The following is a 26,625-nucleotide window of genomic DNA, read 5'->3' as shown; positions in this document are numbered from 1 at the left end:
TCGACAGACCGTGGCCCTGCGTGCCACCGCGCTCACTCCGGGTGCGGGTACCCGTTTTCGGCCGCCGGCGGCCCGGTCCACCCCGGGTCACCCAGGTCACTCCAGCCGGGTCAGATCCGCCTCGGTGTCGATGTCGTACGCCTCGGCCACGTCCCCGCACTCGACCGCCGTCAACTCACCGGCGTGCGCGGCGAGATACGCGCGCGCACCGCGGTCGCCGACCGCCGACGCCGCGATGTCCGCCCACCGGTCGGCGCCGAACAGTACGGGATGGCCCCGCTCACCCCCGTACACGGCGGCGGCCAGAGCGTGCGGTGAGGTGCCGGCGGCCCGGACCCGCGCCACCGCCGCCGGGCCGATCCCCGGCTGGTCGACCAGCGTGACCAGCGCGGCCCCCGCCCCGGTGCCCGCGAGGGACGCGAGCCCCGCGCGCAGCGACGAGCCCATGCCCTCCTCCCACGCCGGGTTGTCCACCAGGACGCAGCCGGGCAGCGACGCCACCTCCCGTACCGTGTCCGCGCCCGCCCCGAGCACCACATGGACCCGGGCGCAGCCGCCCTCGCGCAGGACGCGCGCCGCGTGCTCCACGAGCGGGCGGCCCCGATACGTCAGCAGCGCCTTGGGGCGTCCGCCGAGGCGCCGGCCGCCGCCCGCCGCCAGCAGCAGACCGGCCACTTCGGCGACCGGCGGCACGGTCGGTTCGTTCGTCGTCATGTCCTCCTGCATACCTCAGCCGGGCCCGCTGTCACCCGGTGCCAGGGGGCTCGCCGCGCATTGAATCGAGTACGTGACGGACGCCTCGGGGGCGTGCCTTCGCAAATCGGTCCTCGGAGTGGCGGTCGCCGCACCGGTGGCGTTTACTGACCCGCGTCCCCGGCGCCCGACCAGCGCTCGCGGGGCGTGAACAGGGGTCTGTTTCGGTTGCGGCGCACGACCAAGTGCGCGGGGGGAGAGCTGTGTTGCGGAGCGTGGGACAGAGGGCAGTGGCCGGCAGTGACGAGGATCCACGGGTGACGGAGCTTCGCTTCGCCGTGGCCCGGTTGCGCCGTGAACTCGCGGCCCATCCGGCGGAGTTCCCCGACCGGGGCATCGCCGAGGAGGAACTCGCCGCGCTCGACGCCATGGCCTTGGGCGGCGTCCCCGAGAGCCTCCGGCTGCGCCGGTCCCTGCTGCTGATCGCCGGGTCGATCGGTTCCGTGAGCGCGCTCACCGCGCGGCTCGCGGACGTCCGTAACGCCGTCGATCTGTTCGGCGGACCACCCGGGCGATCACTGGGGCGATCCTCCGAGCGCTGACGCCGGTCCACATCCTGGACACCGACCCGCACTTAGGGTCCAACTTCCTCGAATTGGCCCTGCCGCACCCCAGGGTGGCAGCGAGACGCTGAGTACCCGGGCCACTTTGGCCTGAGGCGTCGACGAGGAGGTACGTCATGGGCCGCTACGACGCGTCGGTCACCGACGGCATCAGTGACCGCTTCGAGCGGGAGGCGCAGCGGCGCGCCGAGGAACGCATGCCGGGGGTTCCGCTGCGTGACCCCGTCCGCCGGATGTACGCGCGGGCCCTTGAGTGGAGCCGGGCGCACCGATGAACCGGCCGCCGGGCGACGCGTCGCGCGTGGTCGTCGGGGTGAGCGACACACCCGCCGGACTCGCCGCGCTGCGCGAGGGCGCGCGCGAGGCACGCGCGCGGGGCATCAGCTCTCCGGAGGCCAGCGGCAGCGCGTGAACATCGCGCGGGCGCTGATGAACGAGCCGTCCGTGCTCCTCGTGGACGAACCCACCAGCGCCCTCGACCACGAGCGGGGCGCCGCCGTCCTCGACCTGCTGGTCCGGCTGACTCGGGAACGGTCCACGGCGACGGTCCTCGTCACGCACGACCGGGCGCATCTCGCGGAGGCGGACGCGGTCCTGGAGATGACGGACGGAGAGCTGTCGGCGCCCACGCGCGCGTAATCGTGACGACGGGTGTCCCGCGCGCGTGGATGCGATGCCGGATCTCCCGCGCGCGTGGACCGTGTTCAGCCGGTCGGGCCCGAGCTGGCCAGGGCCTCGGAGAGTTCCGCGGCGACCTGCTGGAGCACCGGGACGATCCTCTCCGTCGCGGCGTCGGTGACCCGCCCTGCGGGTCCCGAGATGGAGATCGCGGCGGCCGTGGGGGAGTTCGGCACGGAGACCGCGAGGCAGCGGACGCCGATCTCCTGCTCGTTGTCGTCGAGCGCGTACCCCCGGCGGCGTACGTCCTCCAGGGCGTCCAGGAAGCCGTCGGGCGTGGTGATCGTCTTCTCGGTCGCGGCGGGCATCCCCGTACGGGCGAGCAGCGCGCGTACCTCTTCGGCCGGGGTGTCGGCGAGGAGGGCCTTGCCGACGCCCGTGGAGTGCGGCAGCACCCGGCGGCCGACCTCCGTGAACATCCGCATCGAGTGCTTCGACGGGACCTGGGCCACGTACACGATCTCGTCGCCGTCGAGGAGCGCCATGTTCGCGGTCTCGCCGGTCTCCTCGACCAGCCGGGCGAGATACGGGCGGGCCCAGGTGCCGAGCAGCCGGGACGCGGACTCGCCGAGACGGATCAGGCGCGGGCCGAGCGCATACCGCCGGTTGGGCTGCTGGCGGACATAGCCGCAGACGACCAGTGTGCGCATCAGGCGGTGGATGGTGGGCAGCGGGAGGCCGCTGCTCGCGGACAGCTCGCTCAGCCCGACCTCGCCCCCGGCGTCCGCCATCCGCTCCAGCAGGTCGAAGGCGCGCTCAAGGGACTGGACACCACCGCTGGGAGCGGGGGACTTGGCGGTGTCGGTGGTGCGTGCGCTGGACGGCGTCGGCACGGCGCGTTCCTTTCGGGCTGACGGGCAAGGCAGCAGCCTACCCGGCGACTGCCCGCGCGGTCCCGTGTCAGTTCTGTTCTGCGGAAGTCTACTTCCGCTGTATGGAAGTGTCCAGAGGTGTGGATGAGCGGAATCGGGTCGCGCGAGTGACCCTTGACGGCGTGAGGTCAGGGGTGACACGTTCTTCAACAGAACGTTGAATTTCCCGGGAACGGATGAGACGGGAACGGATGAGAGGGGTCCGGGTGTCCGACGTCCAACTGGTGCTGCGCTCGACACGCGTCATCACCCCCGAGGGGACACGCGCCGCGTCGGTCGCCGTCGCCGGAGGCAGGATCACGGCCGTCCTCGCGCACGACGCGCCCGTGCCGGAGTGCGCCCGCCTTGAGGACGTCGGCGACGACGTCGTCCTGCCCGGCCTGGTCGACACCCACGTCCATGTGAACGATCCCGGCCGCACCCACTGGGAGGGCTTCTGGACCGCCACGCGCGCGGCGGCGGCCGGCGGCATCACCACCCTGGTCGACATGCCCCTGAACTCGCTGCCGCCGACGACGACAGCGGCCCACCTCCGGGTCAAACAGGACGTGGCGCGCGCCAAGGCGCACATCGATGTCGGCTTCTGGGGCGGCGCCCTGCCCGACAACGTCGAGGACCTGCGCCCGCTGCACGACGCGGGGGTGTTCGGCTTCAAGTGCTTCCTGTCGCCGTCCGGCGTCGAGGAGTTCCCCGAACTTGACCGGGACCAACTCGCCCGCTCCCTCGCCGAGATCGCCGGCTTCGACGGACTGCTCGTGGCGCACGCCGAGGACCCGCGCGAACTGGCCGCCGCGCCACGGCTGACGGGACCCCGGTACGCGGACTATCTCGCGACCCGCCCGCCGGTCTCCGAGGACACCGCGATCGAGACCCTGATCGCCGCCGCCCGCCGGTTCGACGCCCGCGTCCACATCCTGCATCTGTCGTCGGCGAGTGCCCTGCCGCTGATCGCCGACGCCAAGCGCGACGGCGTCCGGCTCACCGTCGAGACCTGCCCGCACTACCTCACTCTCACCGCCGAGGAAGTCCCCGACGGCGCCAGCGAGTTCAAATGCTGTCCGCCCATCCGCGAGGCCGCCAACCAGGACCTCCTGTGGGCCGCGCTCGCCGACGGCGCCATCGACTGTGTGGTCACCGACCACTCGCCCTCCACCGCCGACCTCAAGACCCCGGACTTCGCGACCGCCTGGGGCGGTGTCTCCGGGCTGCAGACCAGCCTCCCCGCCGTGTGGACCGAGGCCCGCGAGCGCGGCCACACCCTGGAGGACGTCGTCCGCTGGATGTCCGCCGCGCCCGCCGCGCTCGTCGGCCTGACCCGCAAAGGCGCCATCGAGCCGGGCCGCGACGCCGACTTCGCCGTGCTCGCCCCCGACGCGACCTTCACCGTCGACCCCGCGGCACTCCAGCACCGCAACCGCGTCACCGCGTACGCCGGAAAGACCCTGCACGGTGTCGTCACGTCGACCTGGCTGCGCGGCGAGCGCGTCCAGCACGACGGCGTCATCGGCGCCCCGACCGGCCGCCTGATCGAAAGGAACCACTGACACCGTGAGCGACCTTCCCGCTTCCGCGTCCCCCGCCGCGCCCTCGTCCTCCGTGCCGTCCTTCACCGGCGACGCCAGTCCCTACGGGGGTGGCGACCCGTACGCCGACTACCGGACGGCCGACTTCCCCTTCACCTCGTACGCCAACCTCGCCGACCGGCAGCTCGGTGCCGGGGTCATCGCCGCCAACGACGAGTTCTTCGCGCAGCGCGAGAACATCCTGGTCGCCGGGCGGGCCGTGTTCGACCCCGAGCACTTCGGGCACAAGGGCAAGGTCATGGACGGCTGGGAGACCCGCCGCAGGCGCGGAGTCTCCGCCGAGCACCCGTGGCCGGCCGACGACGACCACGACTGGGCCCTGCTGCGCCTCGGGGCCCCCGGAGTGATCCGCGGTGTCGTCATCGACACCGCCCACTTCCGCGGCAACTACCCGCGGGCCGTCTCGGTCGAGGCGGTCGCCCTGCCGGGAGCGCCGTCCCCCGACGACCTCCTCTCCGACGATGTGAAGTGGACGACGCTGGTCGAGCGCGCCCTGGTCGGCGGCCACGCGGCCAACGGCTTCGCGGTCGACGTGGAACAGCGGTTCACCCACGTACGGATCACCCAGCATCCCGACGGCGGAATCGCGCGCGTACGGGTGTACGGCGAGGTCGTCGCCGACCCCGGCTGGCTCGGCGCGCTCGGCACCTTCGACGTGGTCGCGCTGGAGAACGGCGGCCAGGTGGAAGGCGCGTCCGACCTCTTCTACTCGCCCGCCACCCACTCCATCCAGCCGGGCCGCTCCCGCAAGATGGACGACGGCTGGGAGACCCGGCGCCGCCGCGACCACGGGAACGACTGGATCCGGTACCGGCTGGTCGCCGAGTCCGAGATCCGCGCGATCGAGATCGACACCGCGTATCTGAAGGGCAACGCGGCGGGCTGGGCGTCGATCTCGATCCGCACCGGCGAGGGCGCGTGGACCGAAGTGCTGCCCCGCACCCGGCTCCAGCCGGACACCAACCACCGCTTCGTCCTGGACACCCCCGCCGTCGGCACCCACGCGCGTGTGGACATCTACCCGGACGGCGGCATCTCCCGCCTACGCCTGTTCGGCTCACTGACGAAGCGGGGAGCCACCCAACTGGCAGCCCGACACCAACAACTCGGCACCTGACCGCCCCGGCCGGAGGGGCCTGCGTCGCTGGGTTCCGGGGCCGACGTCTTCTCTGCCGCACCGCTGCCCGGCCAGGGCGGCGCGGGGGGCCACCCACAGGCACTCCCACGCGCGCGAAGCCCCCACCCACTCCGTGCGGACGGGCCGGTGGGGGCCGTGTGCCCGACGTCCCGGGTCGGATCTCCTGTCCGCCGCAGCGGTGCCCGGCCACGGCGGCGTGGTCCGGCGGCGCGGAGGGCCGCCAAAGGCACTCCCACGCGCCGGAGGCACTCCCCGCGCGGGCGGGCCGGTGGGGCGCGCGTGCCCGGGGTCCGCATCAGATCTCCGCCGCAGCGGTGCTCAGCCACAGCGGTCTGGTTCGGCGGTGCCGGACGGCCTGCCACCCCGTCAGGCGGCGGTCCTGCCGCAGGCAGGAGGTACCCCACGGGGCCGGAAACCGATCAGCCGGCGGCAGCCCTACGCCGCGTGGCCGCCGTCCACCGCCAGTTCCGCGCCCGTGATGTACGCGGCCCGGTCGCCCGCGAGATACGCGACCAAGGACGCCACCTCGTCGGGTGAGCCGAAGCGGCCCAGGGCCGTCATCGCGCTCTGGGCGTCCGCGTAGGGGCCGTCCGCCGGATTCATACGGGTGTCCACCGGCCCCGGGTGCACGATGTTCGCGGTGATGCCGCGCTCGCCCAACTCCCGTGCGAGCGCCTTGGTCAGGCCGATCAGCGCCGACTTGCTCATCGCGTAGAGCGTGCCGCCGGGGCCCGGTACCCGCTGGGTCATACAGCTGCCGATCGTCACGATGCGTCCACCGCGCCCCATCCGGGCGGCGGCTGCCTGCGAGGCGAGGAACACCCCGCGGACGTTCACCGCGAGCACCCGGTCGACGTCGGCGAGCGCGAGCCCGTCCAGCGGGCCGAGCACACCCACGCCGACGTTGTTGACGAGCACGTCGAGCCGCCCGAACTCCTCCGCCGTACGCCGCACCGCCTCCGTCGCCTGCTCCGCGTCCGCCGAGTCGGCGCGCAGCGCGAGCCCGCGCCGGCCCAGCGCCTTCACCTCGCGGACGACGTCCTGCGCGGCCTCCTCGCCCTGGACGTAGGTGACGGCGACATCGGCGCCGTCCCGCGCGAGGCGCAGCGCGGTCGCGGCCCCTATCCCGCGGCTGCCGCCGGTCACCAGGGCCACCTTGCCGTTCATGGAACCTCCCGTGTTCGTGTCGGTCCGCCACCGTCTTCACCCGCGGTGGCGCGGGTTCCATGCAAGCAGCGGGCCCGGTCGGTGACCGGCGGCGAACGGACACCGTGTTCCCCGCGCGCGGGGGAGCGATGAATTGCGGGCGCCCCCGGGGTCTGAGTTGATGACGTTGATGGCAGGGACCCGTACCGCACGGAAGCAGGCACCTCTCATGGCTCAGCTCTCGCTCACCACGTTCCTCACGCTCGACGGCGTCATGCAGGCGCCCGGAGGTCCTCAGGAGGACACCAGTGGAGGATTCGAACACGGCGGCTGGACGGTGCCGTACGGGGACGACGACTTCGGCCGCTTCATGGCGGAGGTCTTCGACCGGTCCGGCGCGTTCCTGCTCGGCCGCCGTACGTACGAGATCTTCGCGGGCTACTGGCCCCTGGTGACCGACCCCGAGAACCCCATCGCGTCCCGGCTCAACTCCCTGCCGAAGTACGTCGCGTCGAACACGCTCGACACGGTCGACTGGGCGGGCACGACCGTCATCGGCGGTGACGTGGCCAAGGAGGTCGCCGTGATCAAGGAGCGCACCGACGGTGAACTCCAGGTGCACGGCAGCGGCGTCCTCGCCCAGTACCTGTTGGACCACGACCTGGTCGACACGGTCCATCTGCTGACGTTCCCCGTGGTCCTCGGCAAGGGGCTGCGGCTCTTCGCGGAGGGCGCGGTGCCCACCGCGTTCCGGCACGTCGCTGCCCGTACCACCAGTACCGGCGTGGCGATCCACACCTACGACCTCGCGGGCCGTCCCACCTACGGCAGCTACGCATAGGCACGCGCGCGTGCCCGGCGGTGGGTTAACTTCCGGAAAATTCGGCTGACTTGACATTGACACGTCATGCTCTACGCGCGTCATCCTAGGGGCATGCGAATCCCCCCACGCTTCCTCGCCGCCACCGCCGTCGCCGCCACGCTCCTCGTCGGCGGCCCCACGGCCGTCGCCGCGGAGGCCGCCCCGGCCCCCGTCACCGCCCGCTCGGCGTCCACGCTCTCCGTGGCCGCGGTCGGCAGCATCTGCTACTCCGCGCTCCCGTCCCAGGCGTACACGACGCTCGACCTGATCGCCAAGGGCGGCCCCTACCCGTACCCGCAGGACGGCGGGGTCTTCCAGAACCGCGAGGGCGTCCTGCCCGCGCAGTCGTCCGGCTACTACCACGAGTACACCGTCAAGACCCCGGGCTCCTCCACCCGCGGCGCCCGCCGCATCGTCACCGGCAAGGCCGTCGACGAGGACTACTACACCGCCGACCACTACGTGACGTTCAAACTGGTCAAGTACTCCTGCTGATAGCCCACTCCCGCTGGCCGCCACCCACGTGTTTCAGCCACCCATGCGTTTGAGGCTGTCCGCGACGGCGAAGAGGGCGAACGCGAGCACCAGCAGTGTGACGCTCGCGTAGATCTCGTACCCGTCGAGGAAGGCGAGCCGCTGGACGAGCCCCCAGCCGCCCAGCCAGCCGCTCACCGAGGTCACCAGGCCCGCAACCCCCTGGATCAGCGCGAACACACCAAGAATCTCCAGACCCTGCTTCATACGGCGATCCTCGCCCCGCGGCCCTTCCCGTCCCATCGGCCGCGGGGCGAGACCGTACCCACGGAAGTAGCCTCCCCGCGCGCGGTCACGCGCCGAAAGTATCCGGCGCCCCTACTTTGGTCGCCGCCGCCGTCCATCGGTCAGAGCGGGCCGCTGTGCGCGCGTAGATTTGTCGACCATGAGTGGCAATGAGCTGACGGCGCCCCCGCAGCCGGCGCCGGCGTACCGCTTCCGGTGGATGCTGCCGTCGGCCGTCGCCTCCGAACTGGATCCGGACCGGGCGACGGGCCGCAGGCCCCGCCGTACGGTCCGGGACTGGATCGTCGACTTCCTCTGCTTCCTCGTCGCCGTGTTCTTCGGGATGCTGGCCGCCGAGGCCCTGACGAAGGACCCGAACACCCCGCAGGCCCTGGCCAACCTGGACCAGGTCGTCGGCGCGCTGGCCTGCGGCGCCGTATGGCTGCGCAGGCGCTGGACGGTCGGCCTGGCGGTGGCGATGATGCCGATCGGATTCCTCGCCACCACCTCGGGCGGCGCGGGCCTGATCGCCCTCTTCACGCTCGCCGTCCACCGCCCCTTCCGGTACGTGGCGTGGATCGGCGGCGCCACCATGGCCCAGATGCCCCTCTTCTTCTGGGTGCGGCCCGACCCCGATCTGCCGTACACCGGCGCCGTCGGCTTCACCGTGCTGCTCGGCCTCACGGTGATCGGCTGGGGCATGTTCGTCCGCTCGCACCGCCAGCTCCTGATGTCGCTGCGGGACCGCGCCCGGCGCGCGGAGACGGAGGCCGAACTGCGCGCGGAACAGGCCCAGCGCCTGGCACGCGAGGCCATCGCGCGCGAGATGCACGACGTCCTCGCGCACCGGCTGACCCTGCTCAGCGTCCACGCGGGCGCCCTGGAGTTCCGGCCCGACGCGCCCCAGGCGGAGATCGGCCGCGCGGCCGGCGTCATCCGCGAGAGCGCCCACGAGGCCCTTCAGGACCTGCGCGAGATCATCGGCGTCCTGCGCGCCCCCGACGGCGACGAGTCGGGCCGCCCGCAGCCCACCCTCGCCGCGCTGGACGCCCTGGTCGCCGAATCCCGCGAGGCGGGCGCCAAGGTCCACCTCGACAACCAGGTCACCGACCCCGGAAGCGTCCCCGCGTCCGTCGGCCGCACCGCCTACCGCATCGCCCAGGAGGGCCTCACCAACGCCCGCAAGCACGCGCCGGGCGCCGAGGTCAACGTCCAGGTCACCGGAGGCCCTGGCGACGGCCTCACCGTCTCGGTACGCAATCCCGCGCCGCCCGGTGACGTCCCGCCTGTGCCCGGCTCGGGACAGGGCCTCATCGGGCTCACCGAACGGGCCACGCTCGCCGGTGGCCGGATCGAGCACGGACCCGAGGGCGACGGCGGCTTCCAGGTCCGCGCCTGGCTACCGTGGCCCTCATGACTGCGATCAAGGTGCTCCTCGTCGACGACGACCCACTGGTCCGCGCCGGGCTCTCGTTCATGCTCGGCGGCGCCGACGACATCGAGATCGTCGGCGAGGCGGGCGACGGCTCCGAGGTCGAGGCCCTGGTGGACCGCCACCGGCCCGACGTCGTCCTCATGGACATCCGGATGCCCACCGTCGACGGCCTCACCGCCACCGAGACGCTGCGCCGCCGCGAGGACGCCCCCGAGGTCGTCGTCCTGACCACCTTCCACGCCGACGAGCAGGTGCTGCGTGCCCTGCGCGCGGGCGCCGCCGGATTCGTCCTCAAGGACACCGCACCCGCCGAGATCGTCGAGGCGGTACGCCGGGTCGCCGCCGGTACACCGGTCCTCTCGCCGAGCGTCACCCGGCAGCTGATCACCCAGGTCGCGGGCGGTGACCCCCAGCAGGACCGCAGGGAACGCGCCCGCGCGCGCCTGGACTCGCTCGGCGAACGCGAACGCGAGGTCGCCGTCGCCGTCGGGCGCGGCCACTCCAACGCCGAGATCGCCGGCGAGCTGTACATGAGCGTCGCCACCGTCAAGACCCATGTCTCGCGCACCCTCGCCAAACTCGGCCTCAACAACCGGGTACAGATCGCCCTGCTGACCCACGACGCGGAACTCCTGCCCGAACCCCCCGAGACCGGCACCGGCACCGGCGCGTAGCCGAACCCGCGTTCCCGGCCCGTCCCTTCACCGCTGGAGGAGAACCGTATGACCGCAGTGTTCGACCTCGCCCAGGCTCAGAAGGTGCTGGAGAGCCAGCCGTTCAGCAGGCTGCTCCAGGCCCGTGTCACGGCCTTCGGTGACGGCGGGGCCACGCTGGAGATCGACATCCGCGAGGAACTGCACCAGCAGAACGGCTTCCTGCACGGCGGCGTCCTCGCCTATGCCGCCGACAACGCCCTGACCTTCGCCGGCGGCACGGCACTCGGCCCGGCCGTCCTCACCGGCGGCTTCACCATCCAGTACGTCCGCCCGGCCACCGGCCGCACCCTCGTCGCCCGCGCCGAGGTCGTCCACGCGGGCCGCCGCCAGGCCGTCGTCCGCTGCGACCTGTCCACCGTGGACGCGGACGACGGTACGGAACGGGTGTGCGCGGTCGCCCAAGGCACGGTGCTGCCCGCACGGTGACGGGTGCCCCACGCGCGCGTCAGGCGTCCGGGATCTCCCCGAGGGACACCGGCCGCCGCTCCCGCCGGGACAGCTCGCACGCCTCCGCGATCCGCAGCGCGTGCAGCGCCTCACGGCCGTCGCACGGGTTCTCGCGCTCACCGCGCACCACGTCCACGAAGGCCACGAGTTCCGCCTCGTAGGCGGGCGCGAACCGCTCCAGGAAACCGGGCCACGGCTTGTCGGCGGCCGGCGGCCCGGCCGCCTCGGTGGACGCGATCGGCGTACGGTCGTCCAGGCCGACCGCGACCTGGTCGCGCTCCCCGGCGAGTTCCATCCGTACGTCGTACCCGGCGCCGTTGAGCCGCGTCGCCGTGGCCGTGGCGAGCGTCCCGTCGTCGAGCGTGAGCAGCGCGGCGGCCGTGTCCACGTCCCCGGCGTCGCGGAACATGGCGGGCCCCGCGTCCGACCCGACGGCGTACACGTCGAGCACCTCGCGCCCGGTCACCCAGCGCAGCATGTCGAAGTCATGGACCAGGCAGTCCCGGTACAGCCCGCCGGAGAGCGGCAGATACGCGGCCGGCGGCGGCGCCGGGTCGGAGGTCATCGCGCGGATCGTGTGCAGCCGCCCCAGCCTGCCGTCCCGTACCCACGCGCGGGCGGTGGTGTACCCGGTGTCGAAGCGCCGCTGGAAGCCCATCTGGAGGACCGTGCCCGCCGTCTCCACCTCCCGCAGCGCCGCCAGCGTGCCCGGCAGGTCCAGGGCGATGGGCTTCTCGCAGAAGACCGGCAGTCCGGCCCGCGCCGCCCGGCCGATCAGCTCCGCGTGGGCCGACGTCGCCGTGGTGATCACGACCGCGTCCACGCCCCAGGTGAAGATCTCGTCCACTCCCGGGGCCACCGTCGCCCCGATCCGGTCGGCGAGCGTATGGGCCCGCGCGGGGTCGGCGTCGGTGACGACCAGGGAACCCACCTCACGATTGCGGGTCAGGGCCGCCGCGTGAAATGTGCCGATGCGGCCCGTGCCGATGAGTCCGATGCGCATGGGTACAAGCTGACCGGACCCACGCCTCCTGTCAACACTTTGTCCGGACAATCGAACTTCACAACTTCCCGTCATCATTTCCTGCGACTACGCTCGGGCCGTGCCCAAACCAGCAGTGGATCCGACCGTCGCGCTCCACCTCAGCGTCGACCGGGGCAGCCCGGTCCCGCTGTACTTCCAGCTGTCCCAGCAACTGGAGGCGGCGATCGAACACGGCACGCTCACGCCGGGCAGCCTCCTCGGCAACGAGATCGAGCTGGCGGGCCGCCTCGGCCTGTCCCGGCCGACCGTCCGCCAGGCCATCCAGTCCCTGGTCGACAAGGGCCTCCTGGTGCGCCGCAGAGGCGTCGGCACACAGGTCGTGCACAGCCAGGTCAAGCGCCCCCTGGAGCTGAGCAGCCTCTACGACGACCTGGAGGCGGCCGGTCAGCGCCCCGCCACCCGGGTCCTCGGCAACGCCCTCGTCCCCGCGTCCGCCGAGGTCGCCGCCGCCCTCGGCGTACCCGAGGGCAGCGAGGTGCACCGCGTGGAGCGGCTGCGGCTGGCGCACGGCGAGCCGATGGCGTACCTCTGCAACCATCTGCCGACCGAGCTGCTCGCCCTGGAGAACGAGCGCCTCGAAGCCACCGGGCTCTACCGGTTGATGCGCGCCGTCGGCATCACCCTGCACAGCGCACGGCAGTCGGTCGGGGCGCGGGCCGCGACGGCCGAGGAGGCCGAGCGCCTCGCCGAGCCCGAGGGGGCGCCGCTGCTCACCATGCAGCGCACCACCTTCGACGACACCGGACGGCCCGTCGAGTTCGGCTCGCACACCTACCGGGCGTCGCGCTACTCCTTCGAGTTCCAGCTCCTCGTACGTCCCTGAGCCCATGGGGGCGCCGGCCTCAGCGGGTGCCGCACGCGGTACCCGCTGAACAAGTGACCGATCCCCGTGACCGATACTGGAGCGTTCGGGGTCGCGAAGGCGGCCCACGGGGCCGGTCCGCCGGCCCCGGCGCACCAGCGAGTTCGGCAAGAGGGGCACCGCGTCGTGGCAAGGGTCGGTACAGGGGTACGCGCGGTGGGAGCCGTGCTGGTGGCGGCGCTGGGGATCTCCCTGGCGGGATGCAGCAGCACCGGCGGCAAACGGGCCGAGGACGCACGTAAGGCCGCCGCCGCGCAGGGCAAGGCAGCCGTGAACACACCCCGCTGGACCTTCGCGATGGTGACGCACTCCGGCGAGGGCGACTCGTTCTGGGACATCGTCCGCAGCGGCGCCGAGCAGGCCGCCGCCAAGGACAACATCAACTTCCTGTACTCGAACAGCGACGAGGGCCAGCAGCAGGCCCGGCTCGTGGACACCGCCATCGACAAGAAGGTCGACGGCATCGTCGTCACGCTCGCCAAGCCCGACGCGCTGAAGGCCGCCGTCGCCCGCGCCGAGAAGGCCGGCATCCCCGTCATCACCGTGAACTCCGGCTCCGCCGAGTCCAAGGAGTTCGGCGCGCTCACCCACGTCGGGCAGGACGAGACCATCGCGGGCGAGGCCGTCGGCGACACCCTCAACGAACGGGGCCGCCACAAGGCCCTGTGCATCCTGCACGAACAGGGCAACGTCGGTCACGAGCAGCGCTGCGCGGGCGCCAAGTCCCGCTTCAAGGGCGAGATGGAGAACCTCTACGTCGAGGGCACCAACATGCCGTCGGTGCGCTCCGCCATCGGCGCGAAGCTCCAGGCCGACTCCTCCATCGACACCGTGGTCACCCTGGGCGCGCCCTTCGCGGACGCCGCGATCCAGGCCGGGCGGGACGCGGGCAGCAAGGCCGAGATCGACACCTTCGACCTCAACGCCAAGGTCGCGGGCGCCCTGAAGGACGGCACCCTCGGCTTCGCCGTCGACCAGCAGCCCTACCTCCAGGGCTACCAGGCCGTCGACCTGTTCTGGCTGTACAAGTACAACGCCAACGCGCTCGGTGGCGGCCGGCCCGTCCTCACCGGGCCGCAGATCATCACCAAGGACCAGGCCCCGGCGCTTGAGGACTACGCCAAGCGGGGCACCCGATGACCGCCACCGCCCCGGCACCCGCGCCGGACGGCACCCGGGCCGACGAACTGCTGATGACGGCCTCGTCGCTGCGCAAGCTCCTGGGTCGCCCCGAACTGGGCTCGGTCGTCGGCGCCGTCGCCGTGTTCCTGTTCTTCGCGCTCGTCGCCGACAGCTTCCTGCGCGCCACCAGCATCAGCACCGTCCTGTACGCCGCGTCGACGCTCGGCATCATGGCCGTACCGGTGGCGCTGCTGATGATCGGCGGCGAGTTCGACCTGTCCGCCGGTGTGATGGTGACCAGCTCCGCGCTGATCTCCTCGATGTTCAGCTACCAGATGACCGCCAACGTCTGGGTGGGCGTCGCCGTCTCGCTGCTGGTGACCCTCGCGCTCGGCCTGTTCAACGGCCTGATGCTGACCCGTACCAAACTGCCCAGCTTCATCGTCACGCTCGGCACCTTCATGATGCTGACCGGGATGAACCTCGGCTTCACCAAACTGATCAGCGGCACCGTCTCCACCAAGTCGATCTCCGACATGGAGGGCTTCTCGTCCGCGCGGACGGTCTTCGCCTCGACGGTCACCCTCGGCGGCGTCGACTTCAAGATCACCATCCTGTGGTGGCTCGCGCTCGTCGCTGTCGCCACCTGGATCCTGCTCCGCACCCGCGCCGGGAACTGGATCTTCGCCGCGGGCGGCGCCAGGGAGGCGGCCCGCGCGGTCGGCGTCCCCGTCGACCGGACCAAGGTCGGCCTCTACGTCGGCGTCGCGCTCGGCGCCTGGATCTCCGGCCAGCATCTGCTGTTCTCGTTCGACGTCGTCCAGTCCGGCGAAGGCGTCGGCAACGAACTCAAGTACATCGTCGCGGCCGTCATCGGCGGCTGTCTGATCACCGGCGGCTACGGCTCCGCCGTCGGCTCGGCGGTCGGCGCGTTCATCTTCGGCATGGCGAGCATGGGCATCGTCTACGCCGAGTGGGACGCCGAATGGTTCACGTTCTTCCTCGGAGCGATGCTGCTCCTCGCGACCCTGCTCAACGCCTGGGTCCGCAAGCGCGCGGAGGCCACCTCATGACGACGTCAGCCGACCCGGCGGGTATCCCTGTCCCCGTCCCGGACCGTACGCCGCTGGTCGCACTTGACGGCGTCAGTAAGTACTACGGCACCATCCGCGCCCTTGAAGGTGTGTCCCTGGAGGTCCACGCGGGCGAGATCAGCTGTGTGCTCGGCGACAACGGCGCCGGCAAGTCAACGCTCATCAAGATCGTCGCGGGACTCCACCGGCACGACGCGGGCACCCTGCGCATCGACGGTGAGGAGTGCCGCCTCTCCTCACCGCGCGAAGCACTCGATCGGGGCATCGCCACCGTCTACCAGGACCTCGCGGTCGTCCCCCTGATGCCGGTCTGGCGGAACTTCTTCCTCGGCTCCGAGCTGACCAAGGGCAGCGGGCCGTTCAAGCGCCTCGACACCGACCTGATGCGCCGCACCACCCACGCCGAGTTGCTGCGCATGGGCATCGACCTGCGCGATGTCGACCAGCCCATCGGCACCCTCTCCGGCGGTGAGCGGCAGTGCGTGGCCATCGCCCGCGCCGTCCACTTCGGCGCCAAGGTCCTCGTACTGGACGAGCCCACCGCGGCCCTCGGCGTGAAGCAGTCCGGCGTCGTCCTCAAGTACGTCGCCGCCGCCCGGGACGCCGGACTCGGCGTGGTCCTCATCACGCACAACCCGCACCACGCCTATCTCGTCGGCGACCGTTTCGTCCTCCTCAAGCGCGGCGCGACGTCCGGCAGCCACACCCGCGACGGGATCACCCTCGACGAGCTGACCCGCGAGATGGCGGGCGGCAGCGAGCTGGACGACCTCCGGCACGAACTGGAGCGGGCCCCCGTACCCACCCACATCGGCGGCCCCCCTGCGGGCGCCGCGTCCGACGCATGAAGGCGGCGCTCCTCCGCCTTCGTTATGCGCCGCTACACGCGCGTGAGGCACAATCGGCGCGATGAGCACCTACCGCGACCTCGCGCACCGTGGCTCCGCACGCGCCACCGTCCTGCGGACCGTGGGGACCCGTGAGCGCCGATCCCATCTGACCGCGCCCCGCGTCCCCACCGTCGGCATCGACATCGGCGGTACGAAGGTGATGGCGGGTGTGGTCGACGCCGACGGCGTCATCCTGGAGAAGGTGCGCACCGAGACCCCGGACAAGTCCAAGAGCCCCAGGGTGGTCGAGGACACCATCGTCGAACTGGTCCTGGACCTGTCCGACCGGCACGACGTGCACGCCGTCGGCATCGGCGCCGCGGGCTGGGTCGACGCCGAACGCAACCGCGTCCTGTTCGCGCCCCATCTGTCCTGGCGCAACGAACCCCTGCGCGACCGCATCGCCGGCCGTCTCGCGGTGCCCGTGCTGGTCGACAACGACGCGAACACCGCCGCCTGGGCCGAGTGGCGCTTCGGCGCGGGGCGTGGCGAGGACCACCTCGTCATGATCACCCTGGGTACGGGCATCGGCGGCGCCATCCTGGAGGACGGCCACGTCAAGCGCGGCAAGTACGGTGTCGCCGGCGAATTCGGCCATATGCAGGTCGTCCCCGGCGGCCACCGCTGCGCCTGCGGCAACCGGGGCTGCTGGGAGCAGTACAGCTCAGGCAACGCCCTGGTCCGCGAGGCCCGCGAGCTGGCGTCGGCGGACTCCCCGGTCGCGTACAGCATCATCGAGCGCGTCCAGGGTCACATCCCCGACATCACCGGGCCCCTGATCACCGAGCTGGCCCGCGAGGGCGATGCCATGTGCGTCGAGCTGCTCCAGGACATCGGCCAGTGGCTCGGGATCGGCATCGCCAACCTCGCCGCCGCGCTCGACCCGTCCTGCTTCGTCATCGGCGGTGGCGTCAGCGCCGCCGACGACTTGCTCATCGTGCCCGCCCGGGAGGCGTTCCGCCGCCATCTCACCGGCCGCGGCTACCGCCCCGAGGCCCGGATCGCCCGCGCCCAGCTCGGCCCCGAGGCCGGCATGGTCGGCGCCGCCGACCTGGCCCGTCTGGTCGCCCGCCGCTTCCGCCGCGCCAACCGCCGCCGCGTCGAGCGCTACGAGCGCTACGAGCGGTCCGCACAGGCCCGCCGCACCTCGCGCTCCGCCCAGGGGGCCCCGTGACCGTGTCCACCGTTCCCCACCCGACGCACTCGCCCGACGAGCCGGAAGGGCGGCCCGCCGAAGGGCGTGGCCGCCGGATCCGGCGGCGCGCGCTCACCCTCCTGATCATCGTGCTGCTCATCGGCGTACCGGCCGGATATCTCATGATCTCCGCCGACCAGAGCCGGGACAGCGGCAAGGACAAGGAGGCCAAGTACTCCGCGACCGGCCTCACCCCCGGCTGGCCCTCCAAGGTCCAGCGACGCCTCTACGAGATCACCATCCCCTCGTACTCGGGGAACGTCGCCTACTACGAGACCAACAACTGGAAGACCAGCCGCCTCTACGTCCAGTTCCTCACCAGCCATGAGGGCCTGGACAAGTTCCTCGGCACCCTGGGCACCCACACGGACGCGCTGCGCGCCGACGACCTCCCGATCAACCCCCGGGACCGCGACGTCGTCCGCTGGGACTTCTCGGGCCCCGGCCCCTGGTCGGGCCTCACCCGCATCCAGGACGACCCGCGGCCCACCACGAACGTCGTCGTGAACTGGTCCGATCCCGCACATCCCATGGTGTACGTGGTGTCCACGGCGACACCGTGAGGTGACCGGCCCCGTACTGACAGCTCCGGCATGACGGCTTCGGAGGCGGGTCCCGCACGGCGCCGGAGCCGATTGTCAGAGGCCGCCCGTACAGTCGAAGACGTCTGATCGGGTTGTACGGAGGGAGGTGACCAGTCGTATGCGGACGACCCGGCTTGCCTGCGTCTTCGTACCCGGCGACGTGCCGCGCGCGGGACGGCTGGCCTTCTGGGACCCGGAGGGCGGCGCACCGCCCCCGGACGCCGGTCGGGCGTTGGAGGAACTCACCGTGGTGCGCCGGCACGGCCCCGGAGTGCGCGGCGCCCAGGTGCCCGCGCTGATGCTGCCCGTCGCCGAAGCCCTCCCGCTGCTCGTCCGCGCCCGGCACGACCCCACGGCCCATCCCGCCAGCGCCTGCTGGGGCGCCGCCGCCCTGCTCGCCCTGCGCCTGGTCGCCCGCGGACGCCTCCTCCCGGGCCTCACCGCCGAGGCGTACGACGCCTGGCGCGCAGGACCCCTGGAGGCCGACGACATCGCCCATCTGCGCGCGGTGGCCGCCGCACTGCCCCCGGAAGGGCACGCGACCCCGCTCCCGGACCGCACCCCCCTGGAACTGCCCCAGCCGGAAGCACTCGTACGGGCCTTCCTCGACGCCGTCGCCGACACCCTGCCCCGTACCCCGGCGGCACGCCACGCCTCCGGCGCCCCCTTCGCCGCCGAGGAACCGCAGCGGCTGCCCGGCGCCGTCGACTGGGCCGCCGAGGTCGCCGCGGGCCGGGACACCGGAGTGCGGATCTCCCTGCGGCTCGACCTGTCGGCGCTCCGCCTCTTCGACGGCACGGCCGAGGGCCGCAGCGCGGGCACCGCCGTCGTCCAGGTGCACAGCCTCGCCGACCCCACCCTCGTCATCGACGCGACGGCCCTGTGGGCGGGACAGGGCGAGGAGTCCTTCGGGCCGCGCGCCCGCGTGGACACCGCACTCGCCGTGCGCCGCGCCGCCCGGGTCTGGCCACCCCTGGACCGGCTCGGCGACCAGGACACGCCCGACGTCCTGCCGCTGTCCGAGGAAGAGCTGTCGGAACTGCTCGGCCTGGGCGCCACCCGGCTCGCCGCCGCCGGTGTCGCCGTGCACTGGCCGCGCGATCTCGCCCAGGACCTCACCGCCACCGCCGTGGTCCGCCCGGCACCCGGCTCCGCGACGGACGGCACCGGATTCTTCGAGAGCGAGGAACTGCTCCAGTTCCGCTGGCAGTTGGCGCTCGGCGGCGACCCGCTGTCGGAGGCCGAGATGGACGCGCTCGCCGAGGCCCACCGCCCGGTCGTGCGGCTGCGCGACCAGTGGGTGCTCGTCGACCCGGCCCTCGTCCGCAAGGCCCGCAAACGCGAACTGGGCCTGCTCGACCCGGTCGACGCACTCTCCGTCGCCCTCACCGGCAGCGCCGAGGTCGACGGCGAGACGGTCGACGCCGTACCCGCCGGCGCGCTCGCCACGCTGCGCGACCGACTCACCGTAGGACTGCCGCCCGCCGAGCCCCCGCCGGGACTGAGCGCCCGTCTGCGGGACTACCAACTCCGGGGTCTGGCCTGGCTCGACCTGATGACCTCGCTCGGCCTCGGCGGCTGCCTCGCCGACGACATGGGCCTCGGCAAGACCGTCACCCTCATCGCCCTGCACCTGCGCAGGGACCGCCGCGAACCGACCCTCGTGGTCTGCCCGGCGTCCCTCCTGGGCAACTGGCAGCGGGAGATCACCCGCTTCGCGCCCGGCGTCCCCGTCCGCCGTTTCCACGGCACCGAGCGCAGCCTGGACGACCTCGGCGCGGGCGGTTTCGTCCTCACCACCTACGGCACCATGCGGTCCACGGCCGCCCGGCTCGCCGAGCAGCCCTGGGGCATGGTCGTCGCCGACGAGGCACAGCACGTCAAGAACCCTTACTCGGCGACGGCGACCGCCCTGCGCACCATCCCCGCACCCGCGCGCGTGGCCCTCACCGGCACCCCCGTCGAGAACAACCTCTCCGAACTGTGGTCCCTGCTCGACTGGACGACCCCCGGACTCCTCGGCCCCCTCAAGTCCTTCCGCGCCCGGCACGCGCGCGCCGTGGAGAACGGCGAGGACAGCGAGGCCGTGGAGCGTCTGGCCCGGCTGATCCGCCCCTTCCTGCTGCGCCGCAAGAAGTCCGACCCGGGCATCGTCCCCGAACTGCCCCCCAAGACCGAGACCGACCACCCGGTGCCGCTCACCCGCGAACAGGCCGCGCTGTACGAGGCGGTGGTCCGTGAGTCGATGCTCGCGATCGAGACGTCCGAGGGCATCGCCCGGCGCGGCCTGGTCCTCAAACTGCTCGGCGCGCTCAAGCAGATCTGCAACCATCCGGCGCAGTATCTGAAGGAGGGCACGCCGGGGTCTTCGACGGCGGGGGTGCCGGGGCCGGGGGGCCTCGGTGTCGGTAGCGGTACTGGTGTCGGCGGTGAGCTGCGGTTGGCCGGCCGGTCCGGCAAACTCGCCCTGCTCGACGAGCTGTTGGACACCCTCCTCGCCGAGGAGGGTTCGGCACTGGTCTTCACGCAGTACGTGGGGATGGCCCGGTTGATCGGCGCCCACCTCGCCTCGCGCGCGGTCCCGGCGGAGCTGCTGCACGGCGGTACGCCGGTCGCGGAGCGGGAGCGGCTTGTCGACCGTTTCCAGAGCGGGGCGACGCCGATCCTCGTCCTCTCCCTCAAGGCGGCGGGCACCGGCCTGAACCTCACCCGCGCGGGGCACGTCATCCACTTCGACCGCTGGTGGAACCCGGCCGTCGAGGAACAGGCCACGGACCGTGCGTACCGCATCGGCCAGACCCAGCCGGTCCAGGTGCACCGCCTCATCACCGAGGGCACGGTGGAGGACCGCATCGCCGAGATGCTGGAGTCGAAGCGGGCCCTGGCCGACGCGGTACTCGGCTCGGGCGAGGCGTCCCTCACGGAACTGACCGACCGTGAGCTGTCCGACCTGGTGTCCTTGCGGAGGCCGTCATGAGCGGGGCGGGGACCGAGGGGAGCGCCGGGACCGAGAGGGGCGCCGGGACCGAGAGGGGCGGTGCGCGGCCGGCCGATGTCGCCCGGCGCGCGTTGTACGCGGCACGGGCCGGTGCGCCACGTGCCGACGAGGCGCCCGAGCCGGCCACCGGGACCGTCGCACCGCCAGAGGCCACCGGGAACGAAGCCGAGGCGGCGGGAGACGTGACCGGGACCCGGCCGGGGCAGGACGCCGCCCGTCCGGGAGACGTGGCGCGCGAGGCGCTGAGGGCGGCGCGGGCGGAATCCCAGGAGCCCGGGGGAGCGGGGGCGGCCGGGGCGAGCCGTCGGTCGACCGGTGGGCGGCGGCGCGAGGGGCGTGAGGGGCGCGGGAGTCGCACACCGATCCCGGCCGAGCGCCGACCCGGCACCGTCGGCCTTGACGACATCGGCAACCCCGGCAACCTCAACAGCCTCGGCAGCTTCAGCGGCCCCGACATCGCCGACGCCCTCGACACCACGGGCAGTCGCGACACGAACGGCGACACCGCACCCATGCCGAAGTCCGCCGACACTCCACCCCCCGCACCCGCCGGACCCCGCACCCGCGCCCGCGCCGGCGGTTCCGCCCCGCCACCCCCACCCCCCGGTGAGTCCTTCGCGACGACCTGGTGGGGGCACGCCTGGGTGCGGGCGCTGGAGGAAGGGGCCCTGGACGGCGCGCGGTTGGCCCGGGGCAGGACGTACGCGGGGCAGGGGCGCGTGGCGGCGATCAGCGTCACGCCGGGACGGGTCCTGGCCTATGTGCACGGCAGCCGCCCGCGCCCATACCGCGCGGAGATCCGGCTGCGGACGCTCGGGGACGACGAGTGGGAACGTTTCCTGGACGCCGCCGCCGAGCGCCCCGGCCATATCGCCGCGCTGCTCGACAAGGACCTGCCGCACTCACTCGCCGACTGCGGAGTCGACCTGCTCCCCGGCCCCGGTGATCTCGATCCCTCGTGCGGCTGCCCCGACTCCGGGCGGCCCTGCAAACACGCCGCCGCGCTCTGCTACCGGACGGCGCGACTGCTCGACGAGGACCCTTTCGTGCTGCTCCTGATGCGGGGCCGCGACGAGAGGGTCCTGCTGGACGCCCTCTCCCGCCGTAATGCCGCCCTGACCGCCCGTGCGGCGCGTGACGCCCAGGCCCCGGCGCCCCTGCCCGGAGTTCGCGCCCGTGACGCCTTCACCGCGCGCACCCTGCCGCCGCTCCCGCCCCCGCTGCCCGTACCCCCGCATCCCGAGCAGCCGCCGGCGCATCCGGCGGCGCCGGGCGGCCCTGACCCGTTCGCGCTCGACCAGTTGGCGACCGACGCGGCGGCCCGTGCGCACGCCCTGCTCACGGCGGGCCGTGACCCCGTCGCCGACCTCACCCTCTGGCAGGACGCCGTCCGTCTCGCCGCGGCCCGCCCCGGCTCCGGACTCACCGCGACGACCCGCAGTCTCTACGCCGCGCTCGCCGACGCCACCGGGCGCGGCACCGGGGAGCTGAGCCGGGCCGTCGCCGCCTGGCGCCAGGGCGGCGCCGAGGGACTGAGCGTGCTGGAGCAATCCTGGGACCCGCCCGCCGGGCGCTTCGACCGCGCGCGGCCCGCCCTCCTCGCCGCCGACCTCCCCGCGTTCCGGCCCTGGCGCAACCACCTCACCCACCCGAAGGGCCATGTCCAACTCCGCCTCGGCCGTGACGGACTCTGGTACGCGTACGAGTCGGAGCCCGGCCGCGAGGACTGGTGGCCCCGAGGCGTACCCGACCTGGACCCGGTAGGTGCCCTGACCGCCCTCGCCGCCGACCCACCACCACCCGCGCGGTAGTCCCGTCAGCCCGCAATCCGTGATCAGGGTGCCGTGGTCGTGGTGGTGCGGATCACCAGGTGCGGGGCGATGACGATCTCGCCCTCGGGGGCCGGTCCGTCCTCCAGTCGTGCGATGGCGCGGGCGACCGCCGACTCGGCCAGACACGGGATGTTCTGCGCCACCGTGGTGAGGTCGATATGGGCGAGCCGGGCCAGACGGCTGTCGTCGAAGCCGACGACGGAGATCTCGGCCGGGACCTGGACACCGGAGCGCAGAAAGATGTCGAGGGCGCCGGTGGCGCAGCGGTCGTTGAAGGCGAGGACGGCGGTGGGGCGGGCCCGGGTGGCGAGCAGCGCACGGGCGGCCCTGGCGCCGTCGTCCTCGGACAGCCCACCGGGCAGTACGCGGACGCGATCGGCCAGGCCGTGCCGGGCCATGGCGGTGAGGTAGCCACGGCGCCGGTCGGCGGCGCCCGGGGCCCGGCCGCCGTCGATGTGCGCGATGTCGCGGTGACCGAGCGCCGCGAGGTGGTCGACGGCTTGGCGGGCGCCCTCGTCGTCGGCGGTACGGACCACGTCCACCGGTCCGGCGGACGGTCGCAGGCGCCGGGCGACCGAGACGACCGGCAACTGACCTGCCAGCTCCGCCAGTCGCGCCGCCGGCATCTGCGGGCCGAGCAGGATCAGCGCCTCGCAGCGGTCGGCGAGCAGGGAGTCCACGGCGTGCTGTTCGCCACGGCTGGGCGCCACGGCACTCAGGGCGATCTGGTAACCGGCCGGTTCGGCCGCCGCGTAGAGGCTCTCCACCAGATCGGCGTGGAAGGCGTGCTGGAGGCCGAACTGCACGCCGAGCAGGCGCGAGCGGTGGCTGCGCAGCAGCCGGGCCCGGGTGTCGGGCCGGTAGCCGATCTCCCGCGCGGCCTCCAGGACCCGTTCACGGGTGGCGGCACCCGCGCCCTTGGCGCCGCGCATCACGATGGACACCAGCGCCGTGGACACACCCGCACGCGCGGCCACATCGGCGAGGGTGGGCCGCTTCCCGTCCGGGACCGCCGATGTCGGTGACACCACTGCCCTCCCTGGCCGAGATCTCCTTCTGGCCGACGATCGTAGACCAGGCGTGCCGTGAGCCGTTCCACCGTACTGCAACGTTCTAGTCGCGCACTCCCAGGGCTCTTGACAGGGGGGCGAGGCGATGGCGTACTACTGATCCGAAGGACTAGAACGTTCTAGTTCCGGTCCCAGTTCCAGTTCCAGTCCTGGTTCTGGTTTTGCGGGTGTCCCGGAGGGTGAGTGTGGCGATGTACACGTTGGCGGTCTGCGCCGAGATGGTCTTCCGTGACCTGCCGATCGAGGAGCGGGCCCGCCGTATCCACGACGCCGGCTTCCAGGTCGAGATCTGGGACTGGACCCGGCACGATCTGGCCGCGCTGGAGCGCACCGGAGCGGTCTTCTCCTCGATGACCGGCTACATCCGGGGCAGCCTCACCGACGAGGAGGGCGCGGCGGAACTGCTGCGCACGGCCGAGGAGTCGATCAAGGCCGCCGGGCAACTCGGCTGCCCCCGGCTGAATCTGCACGGCACCGGACTGGACGGTCAGGGGCTGCCGGTCCACCCGGTGACGGGCGAGGCCACCGGTCCGATGTGGATCGCCGCCCACCGCACCCTCGGCCGTATCGCCGAACTGGGCGAGGGCGCCGGGGTCGTCTTCACCCTGGAGAACCTCAACACCGCCGTCGACCACCCGGGTGTGCCGTTCGCCAAGGCCGCCGACACCCTTGCCCTGGTCGGGGCCGTGGACCGGCCGGGTCTGAAGATGAACCTGGACCTCTACCACGCGCAGATCGGCGAGGGGAATCTCATCGAGCTGGTCCGCCGGGCACACGGCCGGGGCCTGATCGGCGAGATCCAGGTCGCCGACGTGCCGGGCCGCTGCGAGCCGGGCACCGGCGAGATCAGCTATCCGGCCGTCGCCCGCGCCCTCGCGGACCTCGGCTATGACGGCACGGTCGCCATGGAGGCGTGGGCCTCCGGTGACGACGACCTGGCGCTCGAACGCTTCCGCACCGCCTTCACCACCGCCGCCGCCTGATGTCGCGGCCCGCGAGCCCCTGACTCGGAACCCCCCACCCCGCATCCCGAACCCCTCCATCCCGAAAACCCCGTTCAGAACCACCCGTTCCAAACCCCGTACGGAGATCGCTCATGACCCCTCAGCAGCCCCTCGCCGTCGGTCTCATCGGTGCCGGTCGGATGGGCTCCTTCCATGCCGAGAGCCTCGCGCACCGCATCCCCGGAACCCGGCTCGCCGCCGTCGCCGACCCCGTCCCGGGCGCCGCCCAGCGTCTCGCGGACCGGCTGGACTGTCCGAAGGCGTACACCGACATCGCCGCGTTCCTCGCCGACCCGGAGATCGACGCCGTGGTCATCGTCACCCCGGCCCGCACCCACGCCGACCTCATAGAGGCGGCGGCACGGGCGGGCAAGGCGGTCTACTGCGAGAAGCCCATGGCCGTCACCCTCGCCGAGGCCGACCGTGCCGTGGCCGCCGCCCGGGAGGCGGGCGTGGCGCTCCAGGTGGGCTTCAACCGGCGCTACGACGCGGGTTTCCGTGCCGCGCACGACAAGGTCGCGTCGGGGGCCATCGGCACCCCGCAGCTACTGCGGTCGCTCACCCGGGACCCCAAGCTGGTCGACCCGGCCCCCATCCCGCCGTGGACGATCTTCCTGGAGACCCTGATCCACGACTTCGACGCGCTGCGGTTCCTCAACCCCGGTGCCGCCCCGGTCGAGGTCTTCGCGATGGCCGACGCCCTGGTCCGCCCCGACTTCAAGGACCGGGGACTGCTCGACACCGCCGTGGTCACCATCCGCTTCGACAACGGCGCCATGGCCACCGCCGAGGCCAACTTCCAGGCCGTGTACGGCTACGACGTACGAGGCGAGGTCTTCGGCTCGGCCGGGATGCTCACCGTGGGCGAGCTGCGCCGCACCCACCTCACGTCGTACGGCCCGGCCGGCGCGACCGCCGAGTGCGTCACCTACGACCAGGACCTCTTCCATGACGCGTACGTGGCCGAACTCGCCGACTTCGCGACCAGCGTCCGCACCGGCAAGACCCCGGCGGTCACCGGCGAGGACGCCCGCGCCGCGCTGTCCATCGCCCTGGCCGCCATCCGGTCGGTGACCAAGGGTGGCCCGGTCCGAATCGACGAGGTCGAAGAAGTGGACGCCCGCGACTGACACGACGCACCCGACGGACTCAAGGACCGGTGAGCCCCCTCAGGCACGCATGAGGAGCTGGAACTCGAAGGCGTACCGGGACGCGCGATAGACATGGGTGCCGTACTCGATCGCGCGACCGGTGTCGTCGTAGGCCGTGCGCTGCATGGTGAGCAGGGCGGCACCCTCGGGCTCGTCAAGGCGCTCGGCCTCCTCGGCCGTGGCGCTGCGGGCCCCGATGGACTGGCGTGCGCTGTGCAGGGTGATACCGGCGGCTCGCATCATGCGGTACAGGCCGGTCGACTCCAGCGTGGCGTCGTCCAGTTCCAGCAGACCGGCCGGGACGTAGTTGCACAGGAACGCCACGGGTCGGCCGTGCGTGAGGCGGAGCCGCTCGATGCGGTGCGCGTCCGCGCCCTCGGTGATGCCCAGGGCCGCCGCGACCTCGGGGGACGCTGGCCGGATCTCATTGCGCAGTACCTGGGTCGTGGGGCTCTGCCCCGCGGCCTCCAGGTCGTCGTAGAGACTGCTCAGCTCCAGCGGGCGCTTGACCTGGCTGTGCACCACCTGGGTGCCGATGCCCCGGCGGCGTACGAGCAGGCCCTTGTCGACCAGGGTCTGCATGGCCTGGCGGACGGTCGGCCGGGACAGCCCGAGCCGTCCCGCCAGCTCGATCTCATTGCCGAGCAGGCTGCCCGGAACGAGTACGCCCCGCTCGATCGCGGACTCCAACTGCTGGGCGAGCTGGAAGTAGAGCGGAACAGGACTGTTCCGGTCGAGCATGAAGTCCAGGTCGGCCGGGGTGGAGGCGGTCACGGATCGAGCGTATCCGTCCGACCGCTTGACAGGAACCCTTGTCATCACATTG

General features: G+C 72.6%; 27 protein-coding genes and 1 pseudogene. 21 read left to right on the top strand and 7 right to left on the bottom strand.

The features are described from left to right. Positions 1–96: 96 nt before the first annotated feature. Positions 97–714, bottom strand: coding sequence for an NTP transferase domain-containing protein (locus ACFVT5_RS22480; protein ID WP_389890580.1), 618 nt, complete (start codon positions 712–714; stop codon positions 97–99). Between the two features lie 242 nt (positions 715–956). Here ACFVT5_RS22480 and ACFVT5_RS22475 point away from each other — a divergent pair, with 242 nt between their 5' ends. The 4 genes and pseudogenes from ACFVT5_RS22475 to ACFVT5_RS22460 form a co-directional block, all read left to right on the top strand. Further along, positions 957–1,295 carry a DUF5955 family protein gene (locus tag ACFVT5_RS22475; RefSeq protein WP_389890577.1) on the top strand — a complete coding sequence of 113 codons (339 nt, stop codon included), beginning with the start codon at positions 957–959 and terminating at the stop codon, positions 1,293–1,295. Between the two features lie 137 nt (positions 1,296–1,432). Further along, a complete protein-coding gene (locus tag ACFVT5_RS22470; RefSeq protein WP_389890574.1) occupies positions 1,433–1,591 on the top strand; it encodes a hypothetical protein in 159 nt (52 codons plus the stop codon). Further along, positions 1,588–1,728, top strand: coding sequence for a hypothetical protein (locus ACFVT5_RS22465; protein WP_389890786.1), 141 nt, complete (start codon positions 1,588–1,590; stop codon positions 1,726–1,728). The genes ACFVT5_RS22470 and ACFVT5_RS22465 overlap by 4 nt, the downstream gene beginning before the upstream one ends. After that, a pseudogene (locus tag ACFVT5_RS22460) lies at positions 1,677–1,955 on the top strand (ATP-binding cassette domain-containing protein); the annotation flags it as partial. The gene ACFVT5_RS22465 and the pseudogene ACFVT5_RS22460, both read left to right, overlap by 52 nt. A 65-nt stretch (positions 1,956–2,020) precedes the next feature. Here ACFVT5_RS22460 and ACFVT5_RS22455 read toward each other — a convergent pair. Beyond that, a complete protein-coding gene (locus ACFVT5_RS22455) occupies positions 2,021–2,827 on the bottom strand; it encodes an IclR family transcriptional regulator (RefSeq protein WP_389890571.1) in 807 nt (268 codons plus the stop codon). A gap of 245 nt (positions 2,828–3,072) precedes the next feature. On the opposite strand from ACFVT5_RS22455, the gene allB reads away from it, so the two are divergent. Both allB and alc read left to right on the top strand, forming a co-directional pair. Next, on the top strand, positions 3,073–4,410 hold the full coding sequence (gene allB, locus ACFVT5_RS22450; protein ID WP_389890568.1) for an allantoinase AllB: 1,338 nt from the start codon (positions 3,073–3,075) through the stop codon (positions 4,408–4,410). A gap of 4 nt (positions 4,411–4,414) precedes the next feature. Next, positions 4,415–5,566, top strand: coding sequence for an allantoicase (gene alc / locus ACFVT5_RS22445; protein ID WP_389890565.1), 1,152 nt, complete (start codon positions 4,415–4,417; stop codon positions 5,564–5,566). 456 nt (positions 5,567–6,022) lie between these two features. Here alc and ACFVT5_RS22440 read toward each other — a convergent pair whose 3' ends face one another. Then, on the bottom strand, positions 6,023–6,754 hold the full coding sequence (locus ACFVT5_RS22440) for an SDR family oxidoreductase (protein ID WP_389890562.1): 732 nt from the start codon (positions 6,752–6,754) through the stop codon (positions 6,023–6,025). A gap of 208 nt (positions 6,755–6,962) precedes the next feature. Between ACFVT5_RS22440 and ACFVT5_RS22435 the strand changes: the two genes are divergently transcribed. Further along, positions 6,963–7,574 carry a dihydrofolate reductase family protein gene (locus ACFVT5_RS22435; protein ID WP_389890559.1) on the top strand — a complete coding sequence of 204 codons (612 nt, stop codon included), beginning with the start codon at positions 6,963–6,965 and terminating at the stop codon, positions 7,572–7,574. Between the two features lie 93 nt (positions 7,575–7,667). Then, a complete protein-coding gene (locus ACFVT5_RS22430; RefSeq protein ID WP_389890556.1) occupies positions 7,668–8,090 on the top strand; it encodes a ribonuclease domain-containing protein in 423 nt (140 codons plus the stop codon). Positions 8,091–8,123: 33 nt separating this feature from the next. Here the strand turns inward: ACFVT5_RS22430 and ACFVT5_RS22425 are convergent, their stop codons facing one another. After that, positions 8,124–8,336 carry a hypothetical protein gene (locus ACFVT5_RS22425; RefSeq protein ID WP_389890553.1) on the bottom strand — a complete coding sequence of 71 codons (213 nt, stop codon included), beginning with the start codon at positions 8,334–8,336 and terminating at the stop codon, positions 8,124–8,126. A 178-nt stretch (positions 8,337–8,514) separates the two neighbouring features. Between ACFVT5_RS22425 and ACFVT5_RS22420 the strand changes: the two genes are divergently transcribed. From ACFVT5_RS22420 to ACFVT5_RS22410, 3 genes are read left to right on the top strand one after another with little or no spacing between them, the layout of a single operon-like run. Continuing rightward, entirely contained in the window at positions 8,515–9,771 is a 1,257-nt protein-coding gene (locus tag ACFVT5_RS22420) for a sensor histidine kinase (RefSeq protein WP_389890550.1), read from the top strand. After that, positions 9,768–10,463 (top strand): response regulator, encoded by a 696-nt coding sequence (locus tag ACFVT5_RS22415; RefSeq protein ID WP_389890547.1) that lies wholly within the window; start codon positions 9,768–9,770, stop codon positions 10,461–10,463. Before ACFVT5_RS22420 ends, ACFVT5_RS22415 begins: the two co-directional genes overlap by 4 nt. Before the next feature lie 48 nt (positions 10,464–10,511). Continuing rightward, positions 10,512–10,931, top strand: coding sequence for a PaaI family thioesterase (locus ACFVT5_RS22410; protein WP_389890545.1), 420 nt, complete (start codon positions 10,512–10,514; stop codon positions 10,929–10,931). 19 nt (positions 10,932–10,950) lie between these two features. Here the strand turns inward: ACFVT5_RS22410 and ACFVT5_RS22405 are convergent, their stop codons facing one another. Continuing rightward, positions 10,951–11,955 (bottom strand): Gfo/Idh/MocA family oxidoreductase, encoded by a 1,005-nt coding sequence (locus ACFVT5_RS22405; RefSeq protein ID WP_389890542.1) that lies wholly within the window; start codon positions 11,953–11,955, stop codon positions 10,951–10,953. A 115-nt stretch (positions 11,956–12,070) separates the two neighbouring features. Between ACFVT5_RS22405 and ACFVT5_RS22400 the strand changes: the two genes are divergently transcribed. The 8 genes from ACFVT5_RS22400 (at position 12,071) to ACFVT5_RS22365 (ending at position 22,553) form a co-directional block, all read left to right on the top strand. Beyond that, positions 12,071–12,820 (top strand): GntR family transcriptional regulator, encoded by a 750-nt coding sequence (locus tag ACFVT5_RS22400; protein ID WP_389890769.1) that lies wholly within the window; start codon positions 12,071–12,073, stop codon positions 12,818–12,820. 165 nt (positions 12,821–12,985) lie between these two features. Further along, complete coding sequence (locus ACFVT5_RS22395) at positions 12,986–13,999, top strand: sugar ABC transporter substrate-binding protein (protein ID WP_389890539.1); 1,014 nt, start codon at positions 12,986–12,988, stop codon at positions 13,997–13,999. Next, the gene (locus ACFVT5_RS22390) at positions 13,996–15,054 is read left to right on the top strand and encodes an ABC transporter permease (protein WP_389890536.1); all 1,059 of its coding nucleotides are present in this window, start codon (positions 13,996–13,998) and stop codon (positions 15,052–15,054) included. Before ACFVT5_RS22395 ends, ACFVT5_RS22390 begins: the two co-directional genes overlap by 4 nt. Next, positions 15,051–15,923 (top strand): ATP-binding cassette domain-containing protein, encoded by an 873-nt coding sequence (locus tag ACFVT5_RS22385; protein ID WP_389890533.1) that lies wholly within the window; start codon positions 15,051–15,053, stop codon positions 15,921–15,923. The genes ACFVT5_RS22390 and ACFVT5_RS22385 overlap by 4 nt, the downstream gene beginning before the upstream one ends. A gap of 61 nt (positions 15,924–15,984) precedes the next feature. Continuing rightward, positions 15,985–17,139, top strand: a complete 1,155-nt coding sequence (locus ACFVT5_RS22380; RefSeq protein WP_389890531.1) for an ROK family glucokinase — start codon at positions 15,985–15,987, stop codon at positions 17,137–17,139. Next, the gene (locus tag ACFVT5_RS22375; protein ID WP_389890528.1) at positions 17,136–17,723 is read left to right on the top strand and encodes a sugar kinase; all 588 of its coding nucleotides are present in this window, start codon (positions 17,136–17,138) and stop codon (positions 17,721–17,723) included. Before ACFVT5_RS22380 ends, ACFVT5_RS22375 begins: the two co-directional genes overlap by 4 nt. Positions 17,724–17,862: 139 nt before the next feature. Next, complete coding sequence (locus ACFVT5_RS22370) at positions 17,863–20,721, top strand: SNF2-related protein (RefSeq protein WP_389890525.1); 2,859 nt, start codon at positions 17,863–17,865, stop codon at positions 20,719–20,721. Beyond that, positions 20,718–22,553, top strand: a complete 1,836-nt coding sequence (locus ACFVT5_RS22365) for an SWIM zinc finger family protein (protein WP_389890522.1) — start codon at positions 20,718–20,720, stop codon at positions 22,551–22,553. The genes ACFVT5_RS22370 and ACFVT5_RS22365 overlap by 4 nt, the downstream gene beginning before the upstream one ends. Before the next feature lie 23 nt (positions 22,554–22,576). On the opposite strand, the gene ACFVT5_RS22360 is transcribed toward ACFVT5_RS22365, so the two are convergent. Beyond that, positions 22,577–23,605: a LacI family DNA-binding transcriptional regulator gene (locus ACFVT5_RS22360; protein ID WP_389890519.1), complete on the bottom strand. Its 1,029-nt coding sequence runs from the start codon at positions 23,603–23,605 to the stop codon at positions 22,577–22,579. A gap of 230 nt (positions 23,606–23,835) precedes the next feature. Between ACFVT5_RS22360 and ACFVT5_RS22355 the strand changes: the two genes are divergently transcribed. Continuing rightward, positions 23,836–24,627, top strand: a complete 792-nt coding sequence (locus ACFVT5_RS22355; protein WP_389890517.1) for a TIM barrel protein — start codon at positions 23,836–23,838, stop codon at positions 24,625–24,627. A 113-nt stretch (positions 24,628–24,740) separates the two neighbouring features. Continuing rightward, a complete protein-coding gene (locus ACFVT5_RS22350) occupies positions 24,741–25,778 on the top strand; it encodes a Gfo/Idh/MocA family oxidoreductase (protein WP_389890514.1) in 1,038 nt (345 codons plus the stop codon). A gap of 39 nt (positions 25,779–25,817) precedes the next feature. Here the strand turns inward: ACFVT5_RS22350 and ACFVT5_RS22345 are convergent, their stop codons facing one another. Continuing rightward, positions 25,818–26,540, bottom strand: coding sequence for a GntR family transcriptional regulator (locus tag ACFVT5_RS22345; protein ID WP_389890766.1), 723 nt, complete (start codon positions 26,538–26,540; stop codon positions 25,818–25,820). Positions 26,541–26,625: the final 85 nt, after the last annotated feature.

It is taken from the genome of Streptomyces sp. NPDC058001 (assembly GCF_042886315.1).
In the GTDB taxonomy this organism is placed as follows: domain Bacteria; phylum Actinomycetota; class Actinomycetes; order Streptomycetales; family Streptomycetaceae; genus Streptomyces.
Note: the sequence above shows the minus strand (reverse complement) of the source record. Positions and strands in the feature narration are given on the sequence as shown.

What these genes read in the sequence shown, in the direction of transcription:
- ACFVT5_RS22480 (WP_389890580.1), bottom strand. Translation starts at nt 714, where the DNA reads ATGACGACGAACGAACCGACCGTGCCGCCGGTCGCCGAAGTGGCCGGT.
- ACFVT5_RS22470 (WP_389890574.1), top strand. Translation starts at nt 1,433, where the DNA reads ATGGGCCGCTACGACGCGTCGGTCACCGACGGCATCAGTGACCGCTTC.
- ACFVT5_RS22465 (WP_389890786.1), top strand. Translation starts at nt 1,588, where the DNA reads ATGAACCGGCCGCCGGGCGACGCGTCGCGCGTGGTCGTCGGGGTGAGC.
- ACFVT5_RS22440 (WP_389890562.1), bottom strand. Translation starts at nt 6,754, where the DNA reads ATGAACGGCAAGGTGGCCCTGGTGACCGGCGGCAGCCGCGGGATAGGG.
- ACFVT5_RS22435 (WP_389890559.1), top strand. Translation starts at nt 6,963, where the DNA reads ATGGCTCAGCTCTCGCTCACCACGTTCCTCACGCTCGACGGCGTCATG.
- ACFVT5_RS22430 (WP_389890556.1), top strand. Translation starts at nt 7,668, where the DNA reads ATGCGAATCCCCCCACGCTTCCTCGCCGCCACCGCCGTCGCCGCCACG.
- ACFVT5_RS22425 (WP_389890553.1), bottom strand. Translation starts at nt 8,336, where the DNA reads ATGAAGCAGGGTCTGGAGATTCTTGGTGTGTTCGCGCTGATCCAGGGG.
- ACFVT5_RS22420 (WP_389890550.1), top strand. Translation starts at nt 8,515, where the DNA reads ATGAGTGGCAATGAGCTGACGGCGCCCCCGCAGCCGGCGCCGGCGTAC.
- ACFVT5_RS22415 (WP_389890547.1), top strand. Translation starts at nt 9,768, where the DNA reads ATGACTGCGATCAAGGTGCTCCTCGTCGACGACGACCCACTGGTCCGC.
- ACFVT5_RS22410 (WP_389890545.1), top strand. Translation starts at nt 10,512, where the DNA reads ATGACCGCAGTGTTCGACCTCGCCCAGGCTCAGAAGGTGCTGGAGAGC.
- ACFVT5_RS22405 (WP_389890542.1), bottom strand. Translation starts at nt 11,955, where the DNA reads ATGCGCATCGGACTCATCGGCACGGGCCGCATCGGCACATTTCACGCG.
- ACFVT5_RS22390 (WP_389890536.1), top strand. Translation starts at nt 13,996, where the DNA reads ATGACCGCCACCGCCCCGGCACCCGCGCCGGACGGCACCCGGGCCGAC.
- ACFVT5_RS22385 (WP_389890533.1), top strand. Translation starts at nt 15,051, where the DNA reads ATGACGACGTCAGCCGACCCGGCGGGTATCCCTGTCCCCGTCCCGGAC.
- ACFVT5_RS22380 (WP_389890531.1), top strand. Translation starts at nt 15,985, where the DNA reads ATGAGCACCTACCGCGACCTCGCGCACCGTGGCTCCGCACGCGCCACC.
- ACFVT5_RS22370 (WP_389890525.1), top strand. Translation starts at nt 17,863, where the DNA reads ATGCGGACGACCCGGCTTGCCTGCGTCTTCGTACCCGGCGACGTGCCG.
- ACFVT5_RS22365 (WP_389890522.1), top strand. Translation starts at nt 20,718, where the DNA reads ATGAGCGGGGCGGGGACCGAGGGGAGCGCCGGGACCGAGAGGGGCGCC.
- ACFVT5_RS22355 (WP_389890517.1), top strand. Translation starts at nt 23,836, where the DNA reads ATGTACACGTTGGCGGTCTGCGCCGAGATGGTCTTCCGTGACCTGCCG.
- ACFVT5_RS22350 (WP_389890514.1), top strand. Translation starts at nt 24,741, where the DNA reads ATGACCCCTCAGCAGCCCCTCGCCGTCGGTCTCATCGGTGCCGGTCGG.
- ACFVT5_RS22345 (WP_389890766.1), bottom strand. Translation starts at nt 26,540, where the DNA reads ATGCTCGACCGGAACAGTCCTGTTCCGCTCTACTTCCAGCTCGCCCAG.